General features: G+C 71.6%; 13 protein-coding genes and 3 pseudogenes. 4 read left to right on the top strand and 12 right to left on the bottom strand.

Annotation, left to right across the window (positions count from 1 at the left end; genetic code table 11):
* A partial coding sequence (locus ACZ5NH_RS23285; protein ID WP_468777747.1) for a maltotransferase domain-containing protein occupies positions 1–953 on the bottom strand: 953 nt, incomplete at its 3' end.
* A gap of 344 nt (positions 954–1297) precedes the next feature.
* On the opposite strand from ACZ5NH_RS23285, the gene ACZ5NH_RS23280 reads away from it, so the two are divergent.
* Positions 1298–3916: a glycosyltransferase family 1 protein gene (locus tag ACZ5NH_RS23280; protein ID WP_468777745.1), complete on the top strand. Its 2619-nt coding sequence runs from the start codon at positions 1298–1300 to the stop codon at positions 3914–3916.
* Positions 3917–3935: 19 nt separating this feature from the next.
* Here the strand turns inward: ACZ5NH_RS23280 and ACZ5NH_RS23275 are convergent, their stop codons facing one another.
* The 10 genes and pseudogenes from ACZ5NH_RS23275 to ACZ5NH_RS23230 form a co-directional block, all read right to left on the bottom strand.
* Entirely contained in the window at positions 3936–4124 is a 189-nt protein-coding gene (locus tag ACZ5NH_RS23275; RefSeq protein WP_468777743.1) for a DUF397 domain-containing protein, read from the bottom strand.
* 8 nt (positions 4125–4132) lie between these two features.
* A pseudogene (locus ACZ5NH_RS23270) lies at positions 4133–4408 on the bottom strand (Scr1 family TA system antitoxin-like transcriptional regulator); the annotation flags it as partial.
* Between the two features lie 369 nt (positions 4409–4777).
* Positions 4778–5068 (bottom strand): hypothetical protein, encoded by a 291-nt coding sequence (locus tag ACZ5NH_RS23265; protein ID WP_468777741.1) that lies wholly within the window; start codon positions 5066–5068, stop codon positions 4778–4780.
* 44 nt (positions 5069–5112) lie between these two features.
* Positions 5113–5634 (bottom strand): DUF1990 domain-containing protein, encoded by a 522-nt coding sequence (locus ACZ5NH_RS23260; RefSeq protein WP_468777739.1) that lies wholly within the window; start codon positions 5632–5634, stop codon positions 5113–5115.
* Between the two features lie 71 nt (positions 5635–5705).
* Positions 5706–7355 (bottom strand): M4 family metallopeptidase, encoded by a 1650-nt coding sequence (locus ACZ5NH_RS23255; RefSeq protein ID WP_468777737.1) that lies wholly within the window; start codon positions 7353–7355, stop codon positions 5706–5708.
* A gap of 237 nt (positions 7356–7592) precedes the next feature.
* Positions 7593–9638, bottom strand: a complete 2046-nt coding sequence (locus ACZ5NH_RS23250; protein WP_468777735.1) for a M4 family metallopeptidase — start codon at positions 9636–9638, stop codon at positions 7593–7595.
* 270 nt (positions 9639–9908) lie between these two features.
* Positions 9909–11717: an ABC transporter ATP-binding protein gene (locus ACZ5NH_RS23245; RefSeq protein ID WP_468777734.1), complete on the bottom strand. Its 1809-nt coding sequence runs from the start codon at positions 11715–11717 to the stop codon at positions 9909–9911.
* Positions 11714–13420, bottom strand: coding sequence for an ABC transporter ATP-binding protein (locus ACZ5NH_RS23240; protein WP_468777732.1), 1707 nt, complete (start codon positions 13418–13420; stop codon positions 11714–11716). Before ACZ5NH_RS23240 ends, ACZ5NH_RS23245 begins: the two co-directional genes overlap by 4 nt.
* Positions 13421–13530: 110 nt before the next feature.
* A pseudogene (locus tag ACZ5NH_RS23235) lies at positions 13531–13647 on the bottom strand (response regulator transcription factor); the annotation flags it as partial.
* Position 13648: 1 nt separating this feature from the next.
* Positions 13649–13739: pseudogene (locus ACZ5NH_RS23230) on the bottom strand (ABC transporter permease); the annotation flags it as partial.
* Positions 13740–13860: 121 nt separating this feature from the next.
* On the opposite strand from ACZ5NH_RS23230, the gene ACZ5NH_RS23225 reads away from it, so the two are divergent.
* The 3 genes from ACZ5NH_RS23225 to ACZ5NH_RS23215 all read left to right on the top strand — a co-directional run bounded on the left by ACZ5NH_RS23225 (position 13861) and on the right by ACZ5NH_RS23215 (position 18369).
* Complete coding sequence (locus ACZ5NH_RS23225; RefSeq protein ID WP_468777730.1) at positions 13861–15675, top strand: ABC transporter ATP-binding protein; 1815 nt, start codon at positions 13861–13863, stop codon at positions 15673–15675.
* Positions 15672–17546, top strand: a complete 1875-nt coding sequence (locus ACZ5NH_RS23220; RefSeq protein ID WP_468777728.1) for an ABC transporter ATP-binding protein — start codon at positions 15672–15674, stop codon at positions 17544–17546. Before ACZ5NH_RS23225 ends, ACZ5NH_RS23220 begins: the two co-directional genes overlap by 4 nt.
* Positions 17547–17844: 298 nt before the next feature.
* A complete protein-coding gene (locus tag ACZ5NH_RS23215) occupies positions 17845–18369 on the top strand; it encodes a hypothetical protein (protein ID WP_468777726.1) in 525 nt (174 codons plus the stop codon).
* A gap of 55 nt (positions 18370–18424) precedes the next feature.
* Here ACZ5NH_RS23215 and glgX read toward each other — a convergent pair whose 3' ends face one another.
* Positions 18425–20677 (bottom strand): glycogen debranching protein GlgX, encoded by a 2253-nt coding sequence (gene glgX, locus ACZ5NH_RS23210; RefSeq protein WP_468777724.1) that lies wholly within the window; start codon positions 20675–20677, stop codon positions 18425–18427.
* Positions 20678–20781 lie beyond the last annotated feature (104 nt).

Genomic DNA, 20781 nt, shown 5'->3' with positions numbered 1-20781 from the left:
GTGCCGTGCGGCTGCTCGGCCGTGCCCTCCGAGCGCGGGAAGAACTCGTACCAGGAGCCGTACAGGGCCCGCTCCCGCTCCACCAGCAGCGGCATGGGATCGGAGGCGGTGACCAGCTCCCGCAGCGGATGACGGGCCAGCAGGTCCTTCACCTCCGGTGCCAGCGCCGCCGCGAGGCGCCAGGCGGCCGGCCGGTTCTCGTCCCGCAGGGCCGACACGACTTTTCGTACGACCGGCCGTTGGTCGGCCGGGACACCGGCGGCGGCGCGCTCGTACAGCCGCGCGCCCTCCTCCAGGACCAGTTCGGTGTCGATGCCCGCCGGGATCTTGATGCCGGCGTGGTGCTGCCAGGTCGCGACCGGGTCGGCCCAGGCCTCCACCGTGTAGGTCCAGCGCCCCGGTTCACCCGCGGTGACGGTGGCGCCCCAGCGGTCGGTGCCGGGGGCGAGTTCGCGCATCGGCGTCCACGGTCCGGGCCGGCCTGCCGGGTCGCGCAGCACCACGTTCGCCGCGACGGCGTCGTGCCCCTCCCGGAAGACCGTGGCGGACACCTCGAACGACTCACCGGTCACCGCCTTGGCCGGCCGGCGCCCGTGCTGGACCACCGGACGTACGTCGAGGACGGGGATGCGGCCGAGGACGGTGTCCGGGGGACCGGTCGGGGCCTGCGCGGGGACGGGCACGTCGGCGGCGGCCTTTACGGATTTCTTGCCCGTTGTCTTCTTGGCCGGTTGCCTGGCCGACTTCTTGGCCGACTTCTTGGCCGGTTTCGCGGCCGGTTGCCCGGCCGGGTTCTGCTCGGCGTGCTCGTGCTCGTGCTCGTGCTCGGCGTGCTCGGCGTGCTCGGCCTGCGCGGCGTGCTCGGCCTGCTCGGCCTGCGCGGCCTGCTCCGGTGCTGCTGCCGGGGCCTTGCTGCTTGTCGGGGGTGCTGACGAATGGTGCGTGGCGGGCATGACCGCTCCTGTCCGCGTCAACGTGGGTGTGGGCGGATGGATGTGGTGAGGTGGGTCCTGCGGAGGTGCTGTGGGACGCCTGTGGATTCGTACCGGAGGAGCCTTCCCACCCTGTTCGGGTGGGCAATCCGGAACTTTGTTAACTACTCCCGCGTATGTCCACCCACAAGACCGGCCCCTTTCACCGGGTCTCCTTTCCGTGTGCCCGCGGGTCGTCTCCCCACGCCCCGACACCCCCGCCGGACGCGTCCCCACCGACCCCCGGGTAACCCACTACCGTCGAGGGTGACGACGAGACGTACAGCGCCGTGCGTCTCACTCCGCAACGCGTCCGAGGTGGAAGTGTGAAGGCGATCCGTCGGTTCACCGTCCGTCCCGTTCTCCCCGAACCTCTGCGGCCGCTGAGCGACCTGGCGCGCAATCTGCGCTGGTCCTGGCATGCGGAAACGCGCGATCTGTTCCAGTCCGTGGACCCCGAGGCGTGGGCCGCAGCCGGGGGTGACCCGGTGCGGATACTGGGCCGGGTCCGGCCGGCGCGGCTGACCGAGCTGGCCGGGGACCGGCGTTTCCTGCGCCGCCTCACCGCGGTCGCCGACGACCTCGACGACTATCTGACCGGCGGCCGCTGGTACCAGACCCAGGCGGACGGCATGCCCGCGGCCATCGCCTACTTCTCCCCGGAGTTCGGCATCACGGCCGCGCTGCCCCAGTACTCCGGCGGCCTCGGCATCCTGGCAGGTGACCATCTGAAGGCGGCCAGCGATCTCGGCGTACCCCTGATCGGTGTCGGGTTGCTGTACCGGCACGGGTACTTCCGGCAGACCCTGTCCCGCGACGGCTGGCAGCAGGAGCACTACCCGGTGCTCGACCCCAACGAGCTGCCCCTCACCCAGGTGAAGGAGGCCGACGGCGCCCCGGCCCAGGTCTCGCTCGCGCTGCCCGGCGGCAAGGCGCTGCGCGCCCGGATCTGGCTGGCCCAGGTGGGCAGGGTGCCGCTGCTGCTCCTGGACTCGGACGTGGAGGAGAACGACCTCGGCGAACGCGGGGTGACCGACCGGCTCTACGGCGGCGGCAGCGAGCACCGGCTGCTGCAGGAGATGCTGCTCGGGATAGGGGGTGTGCGGGCGGTGCGGACGTACTGCCGGCTCACCGGGCACCCGGAGCCGGAGGTGTTCCACACCAATGAAGGGCACGCGGGGTTCCTGGGCCTGGAGCGGATCGCCGAACTGTCCGCGGCCGGCCTGGACTTCGACTCCGCCCTGGAGGCGGTGCGCGGCGGCACGGTCTTCACCACCCACACTCCTGTCCCGGCCGGCATCGACCGCTTCGACCGGGAGCTGGTCGCCCGGCACTTCGGGGCGGACGCCGAGCTTCCCGGCATCGACGTGCAGCGGATTCTGACCCTGGGGATGGAGACGTACCCCGGCGGCGAGCCGAACCTGTTCAACATGGCCGTGATGGGGCTCAGGCTGGCCCAGCGGGCCAACGGGGTGTCGCTGCTGCACGGTCAGGTGAGCCGGGAGATGTTCGCGGGACTGTGGCCGGGATTCGACCCCGAGGAGGTGCCGATCACCTCCGTGACCAACGGGGTGCACGCGCCGACCTGGGTCGCCCCCGAGGTGCTGAGGCTCGGGTCCCGGCAGGTCGGCTCCGAGCGGGCCGAGGACGCGCTGACCGTCGGCGGCTCCGAGCGCTGGGACTCGGTCGCGGAGATCGAGGATCAGGAGATCTGGGAGCTGCGCCGCACCCTGCGCGAACGGCTGGTGCTGGAGGTGCGGGAGCGGCTGCGGGCGTCCTGGCGGCAACGAGGCGCCGGCGATGCCGAGCTGGGCTGGATCGACGGCGTGCTGGACCCGGACGTCCTGACGATCGGCTTCGCGCGCAGGGTCCCGTCGTACAAACGCCTGACGCTGATGCTGCGGGACCGGGACCGCCTGATGGAGCTGTTGCTGCATCCCGACCGCCCGATCCAGATCGTCGTGGCGGGCAAGGCGCACCCGGCGGACGACAGCGGCAAGCGCCTGGTGCAGGAGTTGGTCCGCTTCGCGGACGACCCGCGGGTCCGCCACCGGATCGTGTTCCTCCCCGACTACGGCATGGCGATGGCGCAGAAGCTCTACCCTGGCTGCGACATCTGGCTGAACAACCCCCTGCGCCCCCTGGAGGCGTGCGGTACGAGCGGGATGAAGGCGGCGCTGAACGGCTGCCTGAACCTCTCCGTCCTGGACGGCTGGTGGGACGAATGGTTCCAGCCGGACTTCGGCTGGGCCATCCCGACGGCGGACGGCGCGGGCACGGACCCGGACCGCCGCGACGACATCGAGGCGGCGGCGCTCTACGACCTGCTGGAGCAGCGGGTGACGCCGCGCTTCTACGAGCAGGGCCGGGCCGGCCTCCCCGACCGCTGGATCCAGATGGTCCGCCAGACCCTCACCCTGCTCGGCCCCAAGGTGCTGGCCGGCCGCATGGTCCGCGAGTACGTCGACCGCCTCTACGTTCCCGCCGCGCAGGCCCACCGCGCACTGACCCCGGACACGGCGGGTGAGCTGGCCGCCTGGAAGGCCCGGGTACGGGCGGCCTGGCCCGGGGTGAGCGTGGACCACGTGGAGACGACGGCCCCGACCGCCACCGCGGAACTGGGCTCGACGGTGGGCCTGCGGGTCCGGGTGGCCCTCGGCTCACTGACTCCGGACGACGTCGAAGTCCAGGCGGTGTCGGGCCGGGTGGACGCGGAGGACCACATCACGGACGCGACGGTGGTCCCCCTGAAGCCGGTCGGCGCGCCGGATCTGGAGGGCCGCCTGCTGTACGAGGGCCCGCTTGCTCTGGACCGAACCGGCCCCTACGGCTACACCGTCCGCATCCTGCCCGCGCACCGCTTGCTGGCGTCGAGCGCGGAGCTGGGGCTGGTGGCGGTGCCGTCGGAGGAGGTGGTGGAGGGGGCGGGGGTGTTGTTGCGGTAGGGGGCTGACGAGGTCTCCGCTACGTCGTCTTCTTCAGGGCCTCGATGAAGAGGGTGAAGGATCCGGCCGGGACGGTGAGGGTGCCGACGGCCGGGTCCTTGGAGTCGCGGATGGATGTGTGGGTGGGGGTGGTGGATATTTCCACGCAGTTGTTGCCGTCGTCGGGGCCCGAGTAGGACGACTTCCGCCGGTTGTCGGGGGTGTCCATGGGATGCCTCACAACTCTTGCGCCAGCTTGTGGATGAAGTCGCGCGACCGGTCTGGGTCGAGCGATACGGCCTCCACCTTACGGAAGCGCGTTCGAAAGGCGCTGAGTTGTGCCTCAGAGTCGATGAAGGCCGAGCCGTGGGGTACGTCACGCACGACCGTGTCCAGCTTGGGAACAGGGCCACCGGCGTACGTCATGGAGCTGGCGGCTCTTGCGAAGCCGTCCAGGTCGAAGGGGATGACCCGCACGGTGACGTCGTCCGATTCGGAGCGTTCCAGCAGCTTGCCCGCGTAGATCCAGCGCACGCCGCCGAAGTCGCCCGTCAGGGGCGCGTCGTCCTCGTCCACCGGTACGAGCACGGCGGTACGACGGAACTCGCCCAACAGCGCCGCGAACTCCCGGCGCCTGCGCTCAACCTCGGCTGTAGAGCGGGCATCAGGCGAGCTGATGCCTGGCGAGGGCGTGGACTCCCCTTCTTCTGGTCCGGCCATGTCCGCGTAGTCGTACAGCCGTGACCTGGGTATTCGAGTCGTCGAGTTGGCATCGCCCCCGTGTTCGAACATGCCTCGGATCATCACATCAGCCCATTGCGCATCGCAAAGCGAAATGGGCAACCGGCGTGCAGGTCGGCTGAATTCAGATCCCGGTGCGCTCTACGGCAGCAGCAGGTGCAGCCCCGAGCAGTCGTTTCCGCCGGCCGGGTCCGGGGCGTACAGCCAGTAGGCGGTCATGAGCAACACGAACGCCAGCAGTACGCCGAGCACCGCGGAGACCGCCGCCAGTCCGCGCCGTTCGGTGCGGGGCAGGGCGGCGAACACCAGCAGGGCGCCCAGGGCGCGCGCGAGGCCGGTCCAGGACGTGACATACATGCGCGTCGAGGGGCCCAGATACCGGCAGTGCTGGAAGGTGTCGGAGTCCCAGACCACGCGGGCCACCAGCAGCACGGCGGCGGCTGCTGTCTGCAGGGGTACGAGGAGTGCTCAGCGGGTCATGCCTCGGACAACCCCTCGCACAACTTGCGCAGCACCGCCCCGCAGCGGCGGGCGTACGCGTGCTGCAGGCCGCGGGTCGCCGGGCCGGCCGCCCTCGCGTACCACTTGGCCGGTTTGCTGAAGGCGGCCACCGTCAGCCAGACCGTGCCGTCTCCCGTGCGGTCGACCACGAAGGCCTCCTCGCCGCATTCGGGGTGGCCCTCCAGGGTGCCGTACGCCCAGCCGGCCCGGCGGGGTTCCTCGGTCGTCCAGATGATGCGGCAGGGGGCCTTGATGAGCCCGGCCAGGGTGACCGTGACGGCTGCGTCGGGGGCCGCGCGGTCGGCGGTGGCGTCCATGCCCACGCCCAGGGCGCGGTGCATCTCCCAGGTCAGGACCGCCTCGGCGGCCCGGTGGAAGAGCTTCTGGCCCTCGCCGAGGCGGGTGCGGACGTGCAGGGGGTGGAAGCCGGGCGGACAGTAGGTGAGATCGTCGCGAGTCGCGCCGACCGGCTCGTACGTGAAGGGCGCCGAGGACATGGGTCACAAGGGTAGGGCGGCGCCCGGAGGGTCCTTCCCCCGGGTGCCGCCCGTCCTCGACTGCGTGCGCGTCAGTTGACGTTGACCGCCGACCAGGCCGCGGCCACCGCCTTGTACTCGGTGCTGCCGGAGCCGTAGAGGGCCGATGCGGCGCTCAGCGTGCCGCTGCGGGCCGCCTTGTAGTCCGTCGTCGACGTGAAGTACGTCGTCAGCGCCTTGTACCAGATCTGCAGCGCCTTGGCGCGGCCGATGCCGGTGACCGTGGAGCCGTTGGACGTCGGGGAGTTGTACGTCACTCCGTTGATCGTCTTCGAACCGCTGCCCTCCGAGAGGAGGTAGAAGAAGTGGTTCGCGACGCCGGACGAGTAGTGGACATCCAGGTTGCCGACCGACGAGGACCAGTAGTCGGCGCTGCCGCCGTCCTTGCTGGGCTTGTCCATGTAGCGCAGCGGGGTGCCGTCACCGTTGATGTTGATCTTCTCGCCGATGAGGTAGTCACCGGGGTCCGAGGCGTTGTTCGCGTAGAACTCCACACCCGTGCCGAAGATATCCGAGGTGGCCTCGTTCAGGCCGCCCGACTCTCCCGAGTAGTCCAGGCCCGCCGTGTTCGCGGTGACGCCGTGGCTCATCTCGTGGCCGGCGACGTCGAGCGAGGTCAGCGGGTGGGTGTTGCTGTCACCGTCGCCATAGGTCATGCAGAAGCAGCTGTCGTCCCAGAAGGCGTTGACGTAGTTGCTGCCGTAGTGGACGCGGCTGTAGGCGCCGACGCCGTCGTTCTTGATGCCGCTGCGGCCGAAGGTGCTCTTGTAGAAGTCCCAGGTCTCCTGCGCGCCGTAGGCGGCGTCCGCGGCGGCCGTCTGGTCGCTGGAGGAACTGGAGGCCGTGCCGGTGCCGAACACGTTCGTCGAGTTGGCGACCAGGGTGCCCTTGCCCGAGGTCTTGCGGGCCAGGTTGTAGGTCTTGTGACCGCCGCGGGAGGCGTCGGTCAGGTTGTACGACGAGCCCGACTGGGTCGTGGTGAGGCTGACCGTGCCGGAGTACAGCGTCTTGCCGGTGCCGGTCGCGTTCTCGATGCCCTGGTACTCGAAGAGCTTCTTGCCGGTCGCGGCGTCGGTGATGACGTGCAGCTGGTTCGGGGTGCCGTCGTCCTGGAGGCCGCCGACGACCGTCTCGTAGGCGAGGACGGGCTTGCCGGAGCCGGCCCAGATCACCTTGCGGGCGCCGTCCGCGGAGGACTTGGCGGAGCCGAGGGTCCTGGCGGCGGACACCGCCTGCTGCTCGGCCTTGGCGGCGGTGATCTGCGGCTTGAGCGAGGCCACCTTGATGGCCGCCTTGGTCGCCTTGGTGACGCCCTCGGTTCTGCCGGACTTGGCGGTGTGGACGACCAGGTCGCCGCCGAGCACCGGCAGGCCCGCGTAGGTGCGCTCGTAGCGGGTGTGGACGGTGCCGTCGGCGTCCTTGACGACGTCCTTGACGATCAGCTTCTCCTTGGCGCCGAGGCCTATCTGCTGCGCGGTCTGGGCCGCGTCGGCCTGCGCCTTCTGTATCAGGGAGATACGGGCCGAGTCCGACAGCGCGGCGGGCGCGGCGGCGAGGGTCGCGCTGCCCTTGCCGGCGGCGGTCGCAGTGGTGGTCAGACCGGTGGAGAGCAGGGCTCCGGCGGCGACGGCGGTGGCGACGGCCAGAGTGGCGCGCTTGTGACGCGTGTAGCGGGGGGTCACGCAAGCTCCTTCTCGTGGGGAGTCCGGTCAGCGTGGGGTTACTGGCCGGTGAGGTGGGGTGAAGCTCTGCGGCGGGTGAAGAGAGGGTGACATCAGGGGCGCGTACATGTCAGGTCCCTGAAGTGATGTTGGCCGGAAAGCAGCTGTCCGGGAAACGTTTCAGGTGTGTTAACCGGCGCCGTCCGAGGGTGCTGGACCCTCGAACGACGCCCGGTTCCCGGGCATTTGGCGACCCATTTACGGGAACGTCAGCTTCCAGCCGTTGATCGTTCCGGTGTCGTAGGTGGCCTGATCCTGAACCCGCAGCTTCCAGGTTCCGTTGGCCGGCTCGGCGGAGGCATTGACCGTGTAGGTCTGCTTCACGTTGTCCGCCGAGTCCGAGGAGCTGAAGTCCTTCAGGCGGTAGGCGGTGCCCGACGGGCCGACGAGGTCGATCACCAGGTCACCCCGCCAGGTGTGCGTGATGTCGACGGACACCTGGAGGTTGCTCGGCGCGTTCCCGCTCCTGCCGGAGACCGTGATGTCCGAGGTGACGGCCGGCCCGTTGTCCGGGATGGCGACGGAGGCGTTGCTCTCGTACGTCGTACCGCCGCCACCGCCTCCGCCGCCCCCGTCGGAGCGGGAACCGACGGCCACGGCCGCCCAGGCGTCCTGCACCGCCTTGTACTCGGTGCTGGAGGCGCCGTACAGCTCACCGGCCGCCGCGAGGGTGCCGGTGCGGGCGCCCGCGTAGTCGGTGGTGGAGGTGAACTTGGTGGTCAGCGCCCGGTACCAGATCTGCAGCGCCTTGTCCCGGCCGATGCCGGTGACCGGAAGCCCGTCCGTCGTCGGCGAGTCGTAGTTGACGCCGTTGATCACCTTGGCGCCGCTGCCCTCGGACAGGAGGTAGAAGAAGTGGTTCGCGACGCCGGACGAGTAGTGGACGTCCAGGTCGCCGACCGACGAGGACCAGTAGTCGGCGCTGCCGCCGTCCTTGCTGGGCTTGTCCATGTAACGCAGCGGGGTGCCGTCGCCGTTGATGTTGATCTTCTCGCCGATGAGGTAGTCACCGGGGTCGGAGCTGTTGTTGGCGTAGAACTCCACGCCCGTGCCCATGATGTCGCTGGTGGCCTCGTTCAGGCCGCCGGACTCACCGCTGTAGTCCAGGCCCGCGGTGTTGGAGGTGACGCCGTGGCTCATCTCGTGACCGGCGACGTCGAGCGAGGTCAGCGGGTCGGCGTCGTTCGAGCCGTCGCCGTAGGTCATGCAGAAGCAGCCGTCGTCCCAGAAGGCGTTGACGTACGAGTTGCCGTAGTGGACGCGGGAGTAGGCGCCGACGCCGTCGTTCTTGATGCCGCTGCGGCCGAAGGTGCTCTTGTAGAAGTCCCAGGTCTCCTGGGCGCCGTAGTGGGCGTCCGCGCCCGCGGTGGCCGCGTTGGAGGTGGTGCCGTTGCCCCAGGTGTCGTTGCTCTGCGAGAACAGGGTGCCGGTGCCCGAGGTGCCGTGGTTCAGGTTGTAGGTCTTGTGTCCGCCACGCGCCCCGTCGGTCAGCGTGTACGTCGAGCCCGACTGGGTCGTCGTCAGCTGCACCTGTCCGCTGTACTGGGTGTTGCCGACGCCGGTCTCGATGCCCTGGTACTCGTAGAGCTTCTTGCCGGTGGCGGCGTCGGTGATGACGTGCAGCCGGTTCGGGGTGCCGTCGTCCTGGAGGCCGCCGACGACCGTCTCGTAGGCGAGGACGGGCTTGCCGGCCGCCGCCCAGATCACCTTGCGGACGCTGTCCGCGGCGGACTTCGTCCCGCCCCGGGCCTTGGCCCGCTGTACGGCCTGCTTCTCCGCCGCGGCCTGCGACACGGCCGGGGTGAGGCCGCCGACCTTCGGGGTGGCGCCGGTGGCCTTGATGACGTCCATGGTCTTGCCGGTCTTGTTGCTGTCCACGACCAGGTCACCGCCGAGCACCGGAAGGCCCGCGTAGGTGCGCTCGTAGCGGGTGTGCAGGGTGCCGTCCGCGTCCTTCACGACGTCCTTGACGACCAGCTTCTCCTTGGCGCCGAGGCCGAGGGACCGGGCGGTGGCGGCCGTCGTGGCGTCGGCGTGGCGTATCAGCTCGGCGCGCTGCGAGGGCGTGAGCTTCACCGCGACATGGGCCGGATTCACCTTGCCGGGCCGTGGCTTGGCCGGTGCGGCACTGGCCGCGCCGGTCTGGACGGCGGCGGCGATCAGTGCGGCGACGCCCGCGAGGGCGACGGTGGCGGTACGACGCGGGGTGTGGGGGGTGCGTCTGCGAGAGGAACTGCTTCTCAACACTGACTCCTTCTGCGTGGCCGCGGGTCGCGCGGCCAGGGGAGACCGGACGGTGGGTTGGGGTCGTCCGGGCAGAACGGGGCGGTACGCGGAACCAGGTGCAGGCCGGCTCACGCGAGCAGGTGTGACTGTGGGGTTGCTGTGAGTCGGCCTGGGAAGAGTGACAGGGGATCAGCATTCCTGTCAGGACCGCGTCACAAACTTGGCCGGAAATGGTTCGTTGATCGGATGTTCATGTTCGATATGCGGGACCGTCACCGGGGTGGAGGGTCATGAAGTCCCGTGCGCCGAGGCAGAGCCGGAGTCACCGTCGGTGTCCCCGTGCCAGGTGTGCCACAGCGCCGCGTACGCGCCGCCGGCCGTCACCAGGTCCTCGTGTGTGCCCAGTTCCGTCAGGCGGCCGTCCTCCATGACCGCCACCCGGTCCGCGTCGTGGGCCGTGTGGAGGCGGTGGGCGATGGCGATGACCGTGCGGCCCTCCAGGACGGCGGCGAGGGCGCGTTCGGCGTGCCGGGCCGTCGTGGGGTCCAGCAGGGCCGTCGCCTCGTCGAGGATCAGGGTGTGCGGATCGGCCAGCACCACCCGGGCCAGGGCGAGTTGCTGGGCCTGGGAGCCGTCGGTGGCACAGCCGCCCGCGCCCAGCCGGGTGTCGAGGCCCTCCGGCAGGTCCCGGACCCAGTCGTCGGCGCCGACCGCCGCGAGCGCCGCCCACAGATCGGCGTCCGCGGCCTCCGGTTCGGCGATCAGCAGGTTGTCGCGGACCGTGCCGAGGAAGACGTGGTGCTCCTGCGTGACCAGTACCACCTGACGGCGCAGCAGCTCCGGCTCCAGGTCGGCGACCGGCACCCCGCCCACCGTCACGGTGCCGGTCCCGGGCCGGTCGATGCCCGCGAGGAGTCTGCTGAGCGTCGTCTTCCCGGCGCCGGAGGGGCCCACCACCGCGAGCCGTTCCCCGGGCCGTACCGTCAGATCCACCCCGCGCAACACCTCGCCGCCGCGCTCATAGGCGTACCGGACCCCGCGCACATCGATCCGGTCGTCGGCCGGCCCGGGGGAGCGCGCGGTCCGCACCACACCCGCGGTCCTGCCGGACGGCGTCTGTGCCAGCCCCTCCACCCGCGCGAACGAGGCGCTGCTGCTCTGCAGTTGCTCCACGCGCATCAGGATCTGGTCCAGCGGCTCGGTGAACTGCCGCAGGTACAGCGCCGCGGCCACCACCGCGCCGACCCCGACCGCGCCCCGCTGGTGCAGCCAGCCGCCGAGCAGCAGCACGCCCGCCACGGGCACGGTGTACGTCACCTCGACCGCCGGGAAGAACACGGTCCGCAGGAACAGTGTGTAGAAGCGGGTACGGCGGGCCTCCTCCAGCGCGTCCCGGCTCGCCGTCACCCGCCGCTCGCTCAGCCCGAACGCCTCGACCGTCCGCGCCCCGGCCGCCGTCGAGGCGACGATCTCCGCGACCTGGGACGTGGCCGCGCCCTCGGCGAGATAGCCGTCCCGGGCGCGCCGCAGATACCAGCGCAGTGCCAGCCAGATCGGGGTCAGCCCGAGCAGTCCGAACGCCCCGAGCAGCGGGTCGAGCGCGAACACCGCGACCAGCACGAACAGCGCCTGCACGGTGTTGACCAGCAGCTCCGGGCCGATGTCCCGCAGCGTGGTGCCCACGGTCGCCACGTCCGCCGTGCCGCGCGCCGTCAGATCACCGGTGCCGGCCCGCTCCACCACGGACGCGGGCAGTGCCAGCACCCGCTCGACGTACTCCTCGCGCACCCGGGCCAGCGTCCGCTCCCCGAACCGGTACCCCACGAACCGCGCCCAGCGGGCCAGCAGCAACTGGGCCAGCGCGCACACCAGGATCCAGGGCGCGAGCCGGTCCACCGCGCCGACGCCCTGCCCGGCCCGCACGTCGTCCACGATCCTTCCGACCAGCCAGGGCCCGACCAGCCCCGCCCCCGCCGCGAGCGCGTTCAGCAGCAGCGCGGCGACGAACGCCCGCCCGTCGGCACGCACCAGCCGCAGCGCGGCCCGCCGCACCCGAGCCCGGTCGGCGACCGGCAACAGACCTTCAGCCGCCGTCACCGTACGACCCCCTCCGTGTCCCTGGCCACAAGCGCCCGGTAGCCCGGTTCCGTCGTGAGCAGACGGCGGTGCGGGCCGCTCGCCGTGACCTTTCCGTCGACCAGGAACACGACCGTGTCCGCGTGGTCCAGGATCAGCGGCGAGGTGGACGTCACCAGCGTCGTACGGCCCTCCCGCGCCTCCCTCAGCCGCCGCGCGACCGTCGCCTCGGTGTGCGCGTCCAGGGCCGAGGTCGGCTCGACCGCGAGCAGCACCTCGGGGTCGGCGAGCAACGCCCGCACCAGACGCACCCGTTGGCGCTGACCGCCCGACAGGCTGCGGCCCTGGCCGGAGACCGGTGAGTCCGGGCCCTCCGGCAGCCCGCGTACGACGTCGTCGGCGGCCGCCGCGTACAGCGCCCGGCCGAGCTCCGCCTCGTCGGCGGTGCGCCCGGCGGCCACGACCTCCCGCAACGGCCCGGCGAACAGGTCGGCCTCGTTGTCCGCGACCAGGATCCGCCCGCGCACGTCCGCCAACGGGACCGCGTCCAGCCGTACCCCGCCCCAGGTGGCGTCGGTCGGCCCGAAGCGGCCGAGCCGGTCCACCACGGCGGCGGCCTCGGCGGGCCGGGCCGTGGCCAGTGCGGTCAGCCGGCCGGGCACCACCCGCACTCCCGACGCCGGATCGTGCAGCTCCGCCGGCCCCTCGGGGGAAGGCAGCGTGCCCTCGTCCGGCTCCGGCTCCAGCCGCAGCAGCCGTACGACCCGGCGCGCGGCCACCACGCCCCGGTTCATGTCGTAGGCCATCAGCACGAGGAAGGCGACAGGGCCGATCAGCACGGCGACATAGCCGTACACGGACACCAACTCGCCGACGGTGATGGACCCCTGGGCCGCGAGCCGCGCCGCGAGCCAGGTCACCACGGCCAGGAACAGGGTGGGCAGGCCCACGCCGAGCGCCTGCACCCAGCTGGCCGCCGCGCCCACCCGGTAGCCCTGCGCACGCAGCCGCTGCGAGTCCTGCCGGAATGCGTCCGCGAACAGCCCCTTGCCACCGAGCCCGTTGAGGACGCGCAGCCCGCCCGCGAGGTCGCCGATGCGCGCGGTCAGCACGCCCTGCCGTTCCCGGTACGAGGTCTCCGCGCCCTGGAGCCGCAGCGTCAGCGGCCCGGTGACCAGCGCGATCACCGGCAGCCCCAGCAGGACGACGGCGGCCAGCGGCGCCGAGACCGCAAGCAGCAGGCCCGCCACCACCACGTAGACCACGGCCGAGCCGACGCCCGGGCCGACCACGGTCAGCGCCTGTGCGATGGTCGTCACATCGCCGACGCCGATCGTCACCACCTCACCGGCCCCGGCCCGGCGCGGCAGCGTGGCCCCGAGCCGCACCACATGCCCCATGACCACCTTCACCGTGCGGAAGTTGGCATCCATCCGCACCCGGGTCATGGTGCGGTGCCGCATGATGCTCAGCCAGGCGTTCACCGACCCGAGCACGAACATCACCCCGGTCCACGCCGCCAGCACCCCCAGCCGCCCCGGCACCAGCCCCTCGTCCACGGCCCGCGCCATCAGATACGGCTGCGCGGCCAGCAGCACCATCCACACACTGCCCAGCAGCGCCCCGGCCACCGACCGCCCCGGCTGGCGCAGCACCAGCCACCACAGAAACCGCCAGCCGCCGCGCGTGTCCGGGCTGCCCGGGTCCTCGTACGCGTCGATCATCCATCCCCCGATCGGCTCGCCCCGCCGTGGATAACGTCGAACTTGGGAAACGTCGAACCTATCGGGGGCGAGGACGCCTGCTCCAGCCAATTAAGGCAGCGGTGGACCTGTCCGAGGATCCCCCGGTCGTACGCCACGGCCACCGCCGCCGCCCGGTCGTTGACGCCGAGCTTGGCGTACAGATGGGTGAGATGGGTCTTCACCGTCGCCTCGCTGATGAACAGCCGGCAGCAGCGTCGGGAACAGGAAGATCCAGAAAGCGGCGCCGGGTTCCCGGCGGAACAGCCGGAACTCGGTGCGGCAGGACGGCGGTGTTCATGCCGTGGCCTCCTTGGTTCGGCCGTCGGTCAGGTCCAGGCAGGTCGTAGGACCAACGGCGGACCCGGGTCCGGCCGAAACTCGGTGGGCGATGTCAGTGCCGGTCCGTACGCTCGCGAGTGATGCCCACGACACGTGCAACCACCGAGGACCGCTCCGCCGTTCGTACCCTGCTGCGGCTGTGGCCGTACGTCCGCCCCGTGCGGGCGCGGCTGTTCACGGCCGCGTTCGTCGCGATCGTCGCCTCCTGTACCGGTCTGGTGATCCCGCTCGTCCTGAAGTGGATCGTGGACGGGCCGGTCGCCGACCGGGACCCGGCGGGCGTCTGGCTCGGCGCGCTGTATCTGCTCCTCCTCGGGATCGCCGAGGCGGTCCTGTTCGGCATACGGCGCTGGCTGGTGGCCCGTCCGCTGTCGCACGTCGAGGCGGAGATGCGGGCGAGCCTCTACGGCCGGCTGCAGCGGCTGCCCGTCGCCTTCCACGACCGCTGGGCCTCCGGCCAGCTGCTGTCGCGCGGCACGACCGATCTGATGCTGCTGCGCATGTTCCTCGCCTTCCCGCTGACGTTCCTGCTGGTCAACGGGGTCACGATCCTGGTCGGCGTGGTGATCATGCTGATGCAGGACTGGGTGCTGGGCCTGGTCATCCTCGGTCCCGCGATCCCCGTGATGTGGACCTGCGCGGTCTTCGAGCGGCGGTACGCCCTGGTGGCGCGGCGCGCCCAGGACCAGGTCGGCGACCTGACGACGGTGGTCGAGGAGAGCGTGCTCGGCATCCGCATCATCAAGGGCTTCGGCCGGCACCGCAGCCAGGCGCGCGCCTTTCGCGAGCTGGCGGTCACCCTGCGCGGCACGGAACTGCACAAGGCGCGGCTGCTCGCCGCGATCTGGGGTGTCATCGTGACGCTTCCCGAGCTGGCGATCGGGGCGGCGCTGGTGCTGGGTGCCATCCGGGTGGCCGACGGAGGGCTGTCGGCCGGGACGCTGGTGGCCTTTCTGAGTACGGCACTCGCGCTGCGGTGGCCCGTGGACTCCATCGGGTTCCTGCTGGCGATGAGCCAGGAGGCGGCGACGGCGACGGAACGCTACTTCGAGGTGATGGACGAGGTGCCGGAGGACGACACCGTCGCGGGCGGTCGTGCCGCTGGGGCATCCCGCGAGCGCGGGCGGGCGCGACCGGCCGACACCGGACTCCGGTTCGAGAACGTCCGGTTCCGCTACCCCGACGCACCCCCCGACTCCCCGCCCCTCCTCACCGGCATCGACCTGCACATCCGCCCCGGCGAGTCCATGGCCCTCGTCGGAGCGACCGGCAGCGGAAAGACCACCCTCACGGCCCTGGTCCCCCGCCTGCACGAGGTCACCTCGGGCCGTATCACCCTCGACGGCGTCGACATCAAGGCGATGTCCCGCGAGGAACTGCGCGCCAAGGTCGCCGTCGCTTTCGAGGAACCCACGCTGTTCTCCACGAGCGTCGGCGAGAACGTCCTGATGGGAGCCCCGGACGGCGCCGGAGGGCCGGACCTCGACCGCGCGCTCGCCGTCGCACAGGCCGACTTCGCGCACGCCCTCCCGCAGGGCACCGACACCCGCGTCGGCGAGCAGGGCCTCAGCCTCTCCGGCGGCCAGCGGCAGCGCCTCGCGCTGGCCCGCGCGGTGGTCGGCAGACCGGAGTTCCTGGTGCTGGACGACCCGCTGTCCGCCCTGGACGTGCACACGGAGGCCGCCGTCGAGGCCGCGCTGCGGCAGGTCCTCGCCGACACCACCGCGCTGATCGTGGCTCACCGCCCGTCGACCGTGCTGCTCGCCGACCGGGTCGCCCTGCTCTCGGGCGGCCGGATCGCCGCCGTCGGCACCCATCAGGAACTGCTGCGCGGCAACGCCGAGTACGCGCATCTGATGTCCGGAGACTTCGAGGACACGGAGGACTCCCGTTGACCACCACGACCGCCTCCACTCCCACCGCCGAGGACGACGAACTCCCCGGCCCGCAGGGGCAAGGCACCGGCACCGACGCGGGCGACGTCTTCGACCGGGACGTACTGCCCGCCCCGCCCGGCGCCACGGCCGCCCTGCTGCGCTCCCTGCTCGCCCCCCTGCGGGCCCGGGCCGTGATGACCACGCTCCTGCTGCTGCTCCAGCAGGCGGCGGTGCAGGTGGGCCCGCTGCTGGTGGCGTACGCCATCGACAGCGCCGTACCGGCGTTCCGGGACCACCGGCACGGACCGCTGATCGCGGTCGGCGTCGGCTATCTGCTGTGCGCCCTCGCCTCCGGGGTGCTGCAGTTCGCGTTCATCGAGGCCTCCGCGCGGGTCAGCCAGGACGTGCTGCTGGATCTGCGGGGCCGGATCTTCCGGCACGCGCAGGCGCTGAGCATCGACTTCCACGAGCGGTACACGTCCGGCCGGCTGATCTCCCGTTCCACCACCGATGTGGAGTCGCTGCGCGAACTCCTCAACGACGGGCTCCAGGAGCTGGTGACCGTCGTGCTGTCCTTCGTCTACATCTCGGCGATGCTGCTGTGGCTGGACCTCTCCCTGGGCGCGGTCGCGGTGGCCTCCTTCGTGCCGCTGTACCTGCTCGTCCGGATGTACCAGCGGCGGGCGGGGCGGGTGTACCGGGCGCGGTCGACGGCGATCGCGGCGGTGATCGTGAAGTTCGTGGAGACCATGAACGGCATCCGCCCGGTGCGCGCCTTCCGCCGGGAGGCGGCCAACGACGCCGAGTTCGCCGTGCTCAACCGGCGGCACGAGCGGACGAACGGGGACGCGCTGCTGGAGATGGCCCGCTATGTGGTCGGCTCCCGGCTGGTGGCCAACACGGCGGTCGCGGGGATCGTGCTGTGGGGCGCCTACCGGGTGGCGTCCGGCTCGCTGGAGCTGGGTGTGCTGGCGGCGGCGGTGCTGTATCTGCGTCGGCTGTACGACCCGATCGACCGGCTGGGGATGTTCCTGAACTCCTACCAGTCGGCCGCCGCCTCCCTGGAGAAGGTCGCCGGGCTGCTGGCGCAGACCCCGTCCGTGCCGGAGCCGGCGGCGCCCCGTGAACTCCCGCCGCTGGAGGGCGACTTGCCGGGGCGCGAGGTGGTCTTCGAGGGGGTGCGATTCGGCTACCGTACCGGCGGCGAGGTGCTGCCCCGCTTCGATCTGACCCTGCCGGCCGGGCAGACGGTCGCCGTGGTCGGCTCCACGGGCGCCGGAAAGTCCACGCTGGCCAAGCTCCTCGCCCGCTTCTACGACCCCTCCGACGGCCGCGTGCTGCTGGACGGGGTGGATCTGCGCGAGCTGCCGGTGCCGGAACTGCGGCGCGGGGTGGTCATGGTGACCCAGGAGGCCTTCCTGTTCTCCGGCACGGTCGCCGACAACATCGCCATCGGCCGGCCCGAAGCCACCCGGGAGGAGATCGAGCGGGCGGCGAAGGCGATCGGCGCGCACGAGTTCATCAGCGCCCTGCCCGACGGCTACGACACCGATGTCCGCAAGCGCGGCGGGCGCATCTCGGCTGGCCAGCGCCAACTGGTCGCCTTCGCCCGGGCGTTGCTCGCCGATCCGGCGGTGCTGATCCTGGACGAGGCGACCAGCTCCCTGGACATCCCGGGGGAGCGGGCCGTGCAGCGGGCGATGTCGACGGTGCTGCGGGGCCGTACGGCGGTGGTGATCGCGCACCGGCTGTCGACCGTGGAGATCGCGGACCGGGTGCTGGTGATGGAGCACGGGCGGATCGTCGAGGACGGCCGCCCGGACGAGCTGATCGGCGGCACGGGCCGGTTCGCGGATCTGCACAGGGCGTGGCGGGACAGTCTGGCGTAGGTGCGTGGTTCAGTGCGCGTTCACCCGGGCTATGGTGGGTGGTTGACGGGCGATCACGCGGGCTGTGGGGGGTGGCCGGCGAGCGGTCTCGCCGACGTCGGCGCCCGCCCGGGCCTCTTCGCCGGGCCCGCCGTCAAGCCCGCGTCAAGACCTTGCCTCGCGCTGTTCTCGCGCGGATAAACGTTCAACCAAAGGGGCTCTCGGTCGGGCAAAGGGGTCTACTCGCATAGATGATCCCGGTGCTGTCATGCTCACGACCGCCCGGACTTCTGCCGGGCACCGCACCGGGAGACCCCACATGTCCCGAATATCGCGCCCCCTGGTGACCACCCTCTCCTCCCTCGCCCTCGCCGCAGCGGGCCTCACCGTCACCACCGGCACCGCCCACGCCGCCAGTTGCAGCCAGGACTACCTCCCCCTGCCCGACTCGGTCTGCACGCCCGGAGACCTCAACCCCGACGTCACCCAGGACACCATCGACTCGACCATCTGCGTCTCCGGCTGGACCGCGACCGTACGGCCCCCCAGCTCCTACACCACCGCGCTGAAGAAGCAGCAGATCGCCGAGTACGGCTACTCCGACACCAACCTCTCCGACTACGAGGAGGACCACTTCGTGCCGCTCGAACTCGGCGGCGCCCCGAGGAGCCCGGAGAACCTCTGGCCCGAGCCGCACTACGGCACCGAGACCTCCGCGAACAAGGACACCGTCGAGAACAAGCTGAAGAAGGCCGTGTGCGCCGGTGACGTCAGCCTCTCCGACGCGCAGAACGCCATCATGACCGACTGGACGACCGCCCTGTCCAGCCTCGGCCTGAGCTGAGTCTTCGCTCCCCGCGAGGGTCGGTGTCCTCTTCCCGGAGGTACCGGCCCTCCCGTCACACGGGGGCGACCCGCAGGAGCAGTACGGAGCGCCCCGGCACCGTGATCTCCGTGCCCGCCCGGTGGACCGTGCCCGGCGGCTCGGCCTGGTCCTCCCGGGAGGTGTCCACGATCACCTCGTACCGGTCCGCCCAGGGCCGGCCCGGCAGTGCGAAGACCGTCGGACCCTCGCCCGCGTGCAGGACCGCGAGGAAGCTGTCGTCCGCGACCGGTGCGCCCCGCTCGTCGCGGCCCGGGATGTCCCGGCCGGAGAGGTACATGCCGAGCGTGGCCGCGGGGGCGTACCAGTCGCCCTCGGTCATCTCCGTGCCCCGCGCGGTGAACCAGGCCAGGTCGCGCAGCCCGTCCGCCGAGTGGGCGCGGCCGGAGAAGAAGGCGCGGCGGCGCAGCACCGGATGCCGGTGGCGCAGGGCGATCAGCCGGCAGGCCAGGTCGAACAGGGGCCGCCAGGCCGGGTCGTCCAGCAGGGACCAGTCCAGCCAGCTGATCTCGTTGTCCTGGCAGTAGGCGTTGTTGTTGCCGCGCTGGGTACGGCCGAGTTCGTCGCCGGCCACCAGCATGGGCACGCCCGTGGACAGCAGGAGCGTCGTCAGCAGGTTCCTGAGCTGACGGCGGCGCAGGGCCCGTACCCGCTCGTCCTTCGTCTCGCCCTCGACCCCGCAGTTCCAGGAGCGGTTGTCGTCGCTGCCGTCGCGGTTGTCCTCGCCGTTGGCCTCGTTGTGCTTGCGCTCGTACGACACCAGGTCGCGCAGGGTGAACCCGTCGTGCGCGGTGACGAAGTTGACCGAGGCGTACGGCCGCCGGCCGCCCCAGGCGTACAGATCACTGGAGCCGGACAGGCGGTAGCCCATCTCGCGGACGTCCGGCAGGGCGTGCCGCCAGAAGTCGCGGACGGCGCCCCGGTAGCGGTCGTTCCACTCCGTCCACAGCGGGGGGAAGGCGCCGACCTGGTAGCCGCCCGAGCCGATGTCCCACGGTTCGGCGATCAGCTTGACGCGCCTGAGGACCGGGTCCTGGGCGATCACCGCCAGGAACGGGGACAGCATGTCGACGTCGTGCATCGAGCGGGCCAGTGCTGCCGCGAGGTCGAAGCGGAAGCCGTCCACGCCCATCTCCGTCACCCAGTAGCGCAGCGAGTCGGTGATCAGACGCAGCACCTGGGGCTGGACGACATGCAGGGTGTTGCCGCAGCCGGTGTAGTCGGCGTACTGGCGGGCGTCGTCCTGGAGCCGGTAGTAGCCGCGGTTGTCGATGCCCTTCAGCGAGAGGGTCGGCCCCAACTCGCCTGCCTCGGCCGTGTGGTTGTAGACCACGTCGAGGATGACCTCGATGCCGGCCGCGTGCAGCGCGCGCACCATCCGCTTGAACTCGCCGACCTGCTGGCCCGTCGTACCGGAGGCCGCGTAGGCGGCGTGCGGGGCGAAGTAGCCGATGGAGTTGTAGCCCCAGTAGTTGCGCAGGCCCCGGCGCAGCAGGTGGTCCTCGTGCGCGAACTGGTGGACGGGGAGCAGCTCGACGGCCGTGACGCCCAGTCTCACCAGGTGCCCGATCGCCGCCGGGTGCGCGAGGCCGGCGTAGGTGCCGCGCAGCTCCTGGGGGATGCCGGGGTGCAGCTTGGTGAAGCCGCGGACGTGCAGTTCGTAGATGACCGAGTCGGCCCACGGGGTCTTCGGCCGGCGGTCGTCCTCCCAGTTGTCGTCGTCGTCGACGACGACACCCTTCGGCACGTACGGCGCCGAGTCCCGGTCGTCGCGCACGGTGTCCGCCACGCGCTGCTCGGGCCAGTCCCGGACGTGCCCGTACACCTGAGGCGGCAGGCCGAACTCCCCGTCGACGGCTCGCGCGTAGGGGTCCAGCAGCAGCTTGGCCGGGTTCCAGCGGGCGCCGGTCCACGGGTCCCAGCGGCCGTCCACCCGGTAGCCGTACCGCTGCCCCGGCATCACGCCCGGCACGAACCCGTGCCAGATCTCGTGCGTCAGTTCGGTCAGCCGGATCCGGGTCTCGCGGCCCCGCTCGTCGAACAGGCACACCCGGACCGCCTCGGCCCCGGCCGCCCACAGCGCGAAGTTGGTGCCGGCGACACCGTCCGGGCCCACCCGGAACCGGGCCCCCAGCGGCGTCGGAGCGCCCGGCCACACCACCGGGGCCGGCACTGCGGCGCGCCGGGCGCCGTTCACCCCGGCGGGCTGCTGCCCGGTCCCGGCGGCCGGCTCCCCGGCCGGTGCCCGCTGCTCGGCTGCGCTCGTCACCTGTCGGCCCCTCTTTCAGTGGCTCGCCCCGGGGCGGCGCGGCCGGCCGCACCGAGGAGCCGAGGCTGCCCCGCAGCATCCTCGGCCGCCCGGTACGGCTGCGC

Source organism: Streptomyces sp. NPDC031426 (assembly GCF_055581585.1).
The sequence above is the reverse complement of the archived record's forward strand: the minus strand, read 5'-3'. Positions and strand labels throughout refer to the sequence as shown.

Excerpts from the sequence above, each read along its gene's own strand:
- ACZ5NH_RS23275 (WP_468777743.1), bottom strand. The coding sequence starts at position 4,124 with ATGGACACCCCCGACAACCGGCGGAAGTCGTCCTACTCGGGCCCCGAC.
- ACZ5NH_RS23260 (WP_468777739.1), bottom strand. The coding sequence starts at position 5,634 with ATGTCCTCGGCGCCCTTCACGTACGAGCCGGTCGGCGCGACTCGCGAC.
- ACZ5NH_RS23240 (WP_468777732.1), bottom strand. The coding sequence starts at position 13,420 with ATGATCGACGCGTACGAGGACCCGGGCAGCCCGGACACGCGCGGCGGC.
- ACZ5NH_RS23225 (WP_468777730.1), top strand. The coding sequence starts at position 13,861 with ATGCCCACGACACGTGCAACCACCGAGGACCGCTCCGCCGTTCGTACC.
- ACZ5NH_RS23215 (WP_468777726.1), top strand. The coding sequence starts at position 17,845 with ATGTCCCGAATATCGCGCCCCCTGGTGACCACCCTCTCCTCCCTCGCC.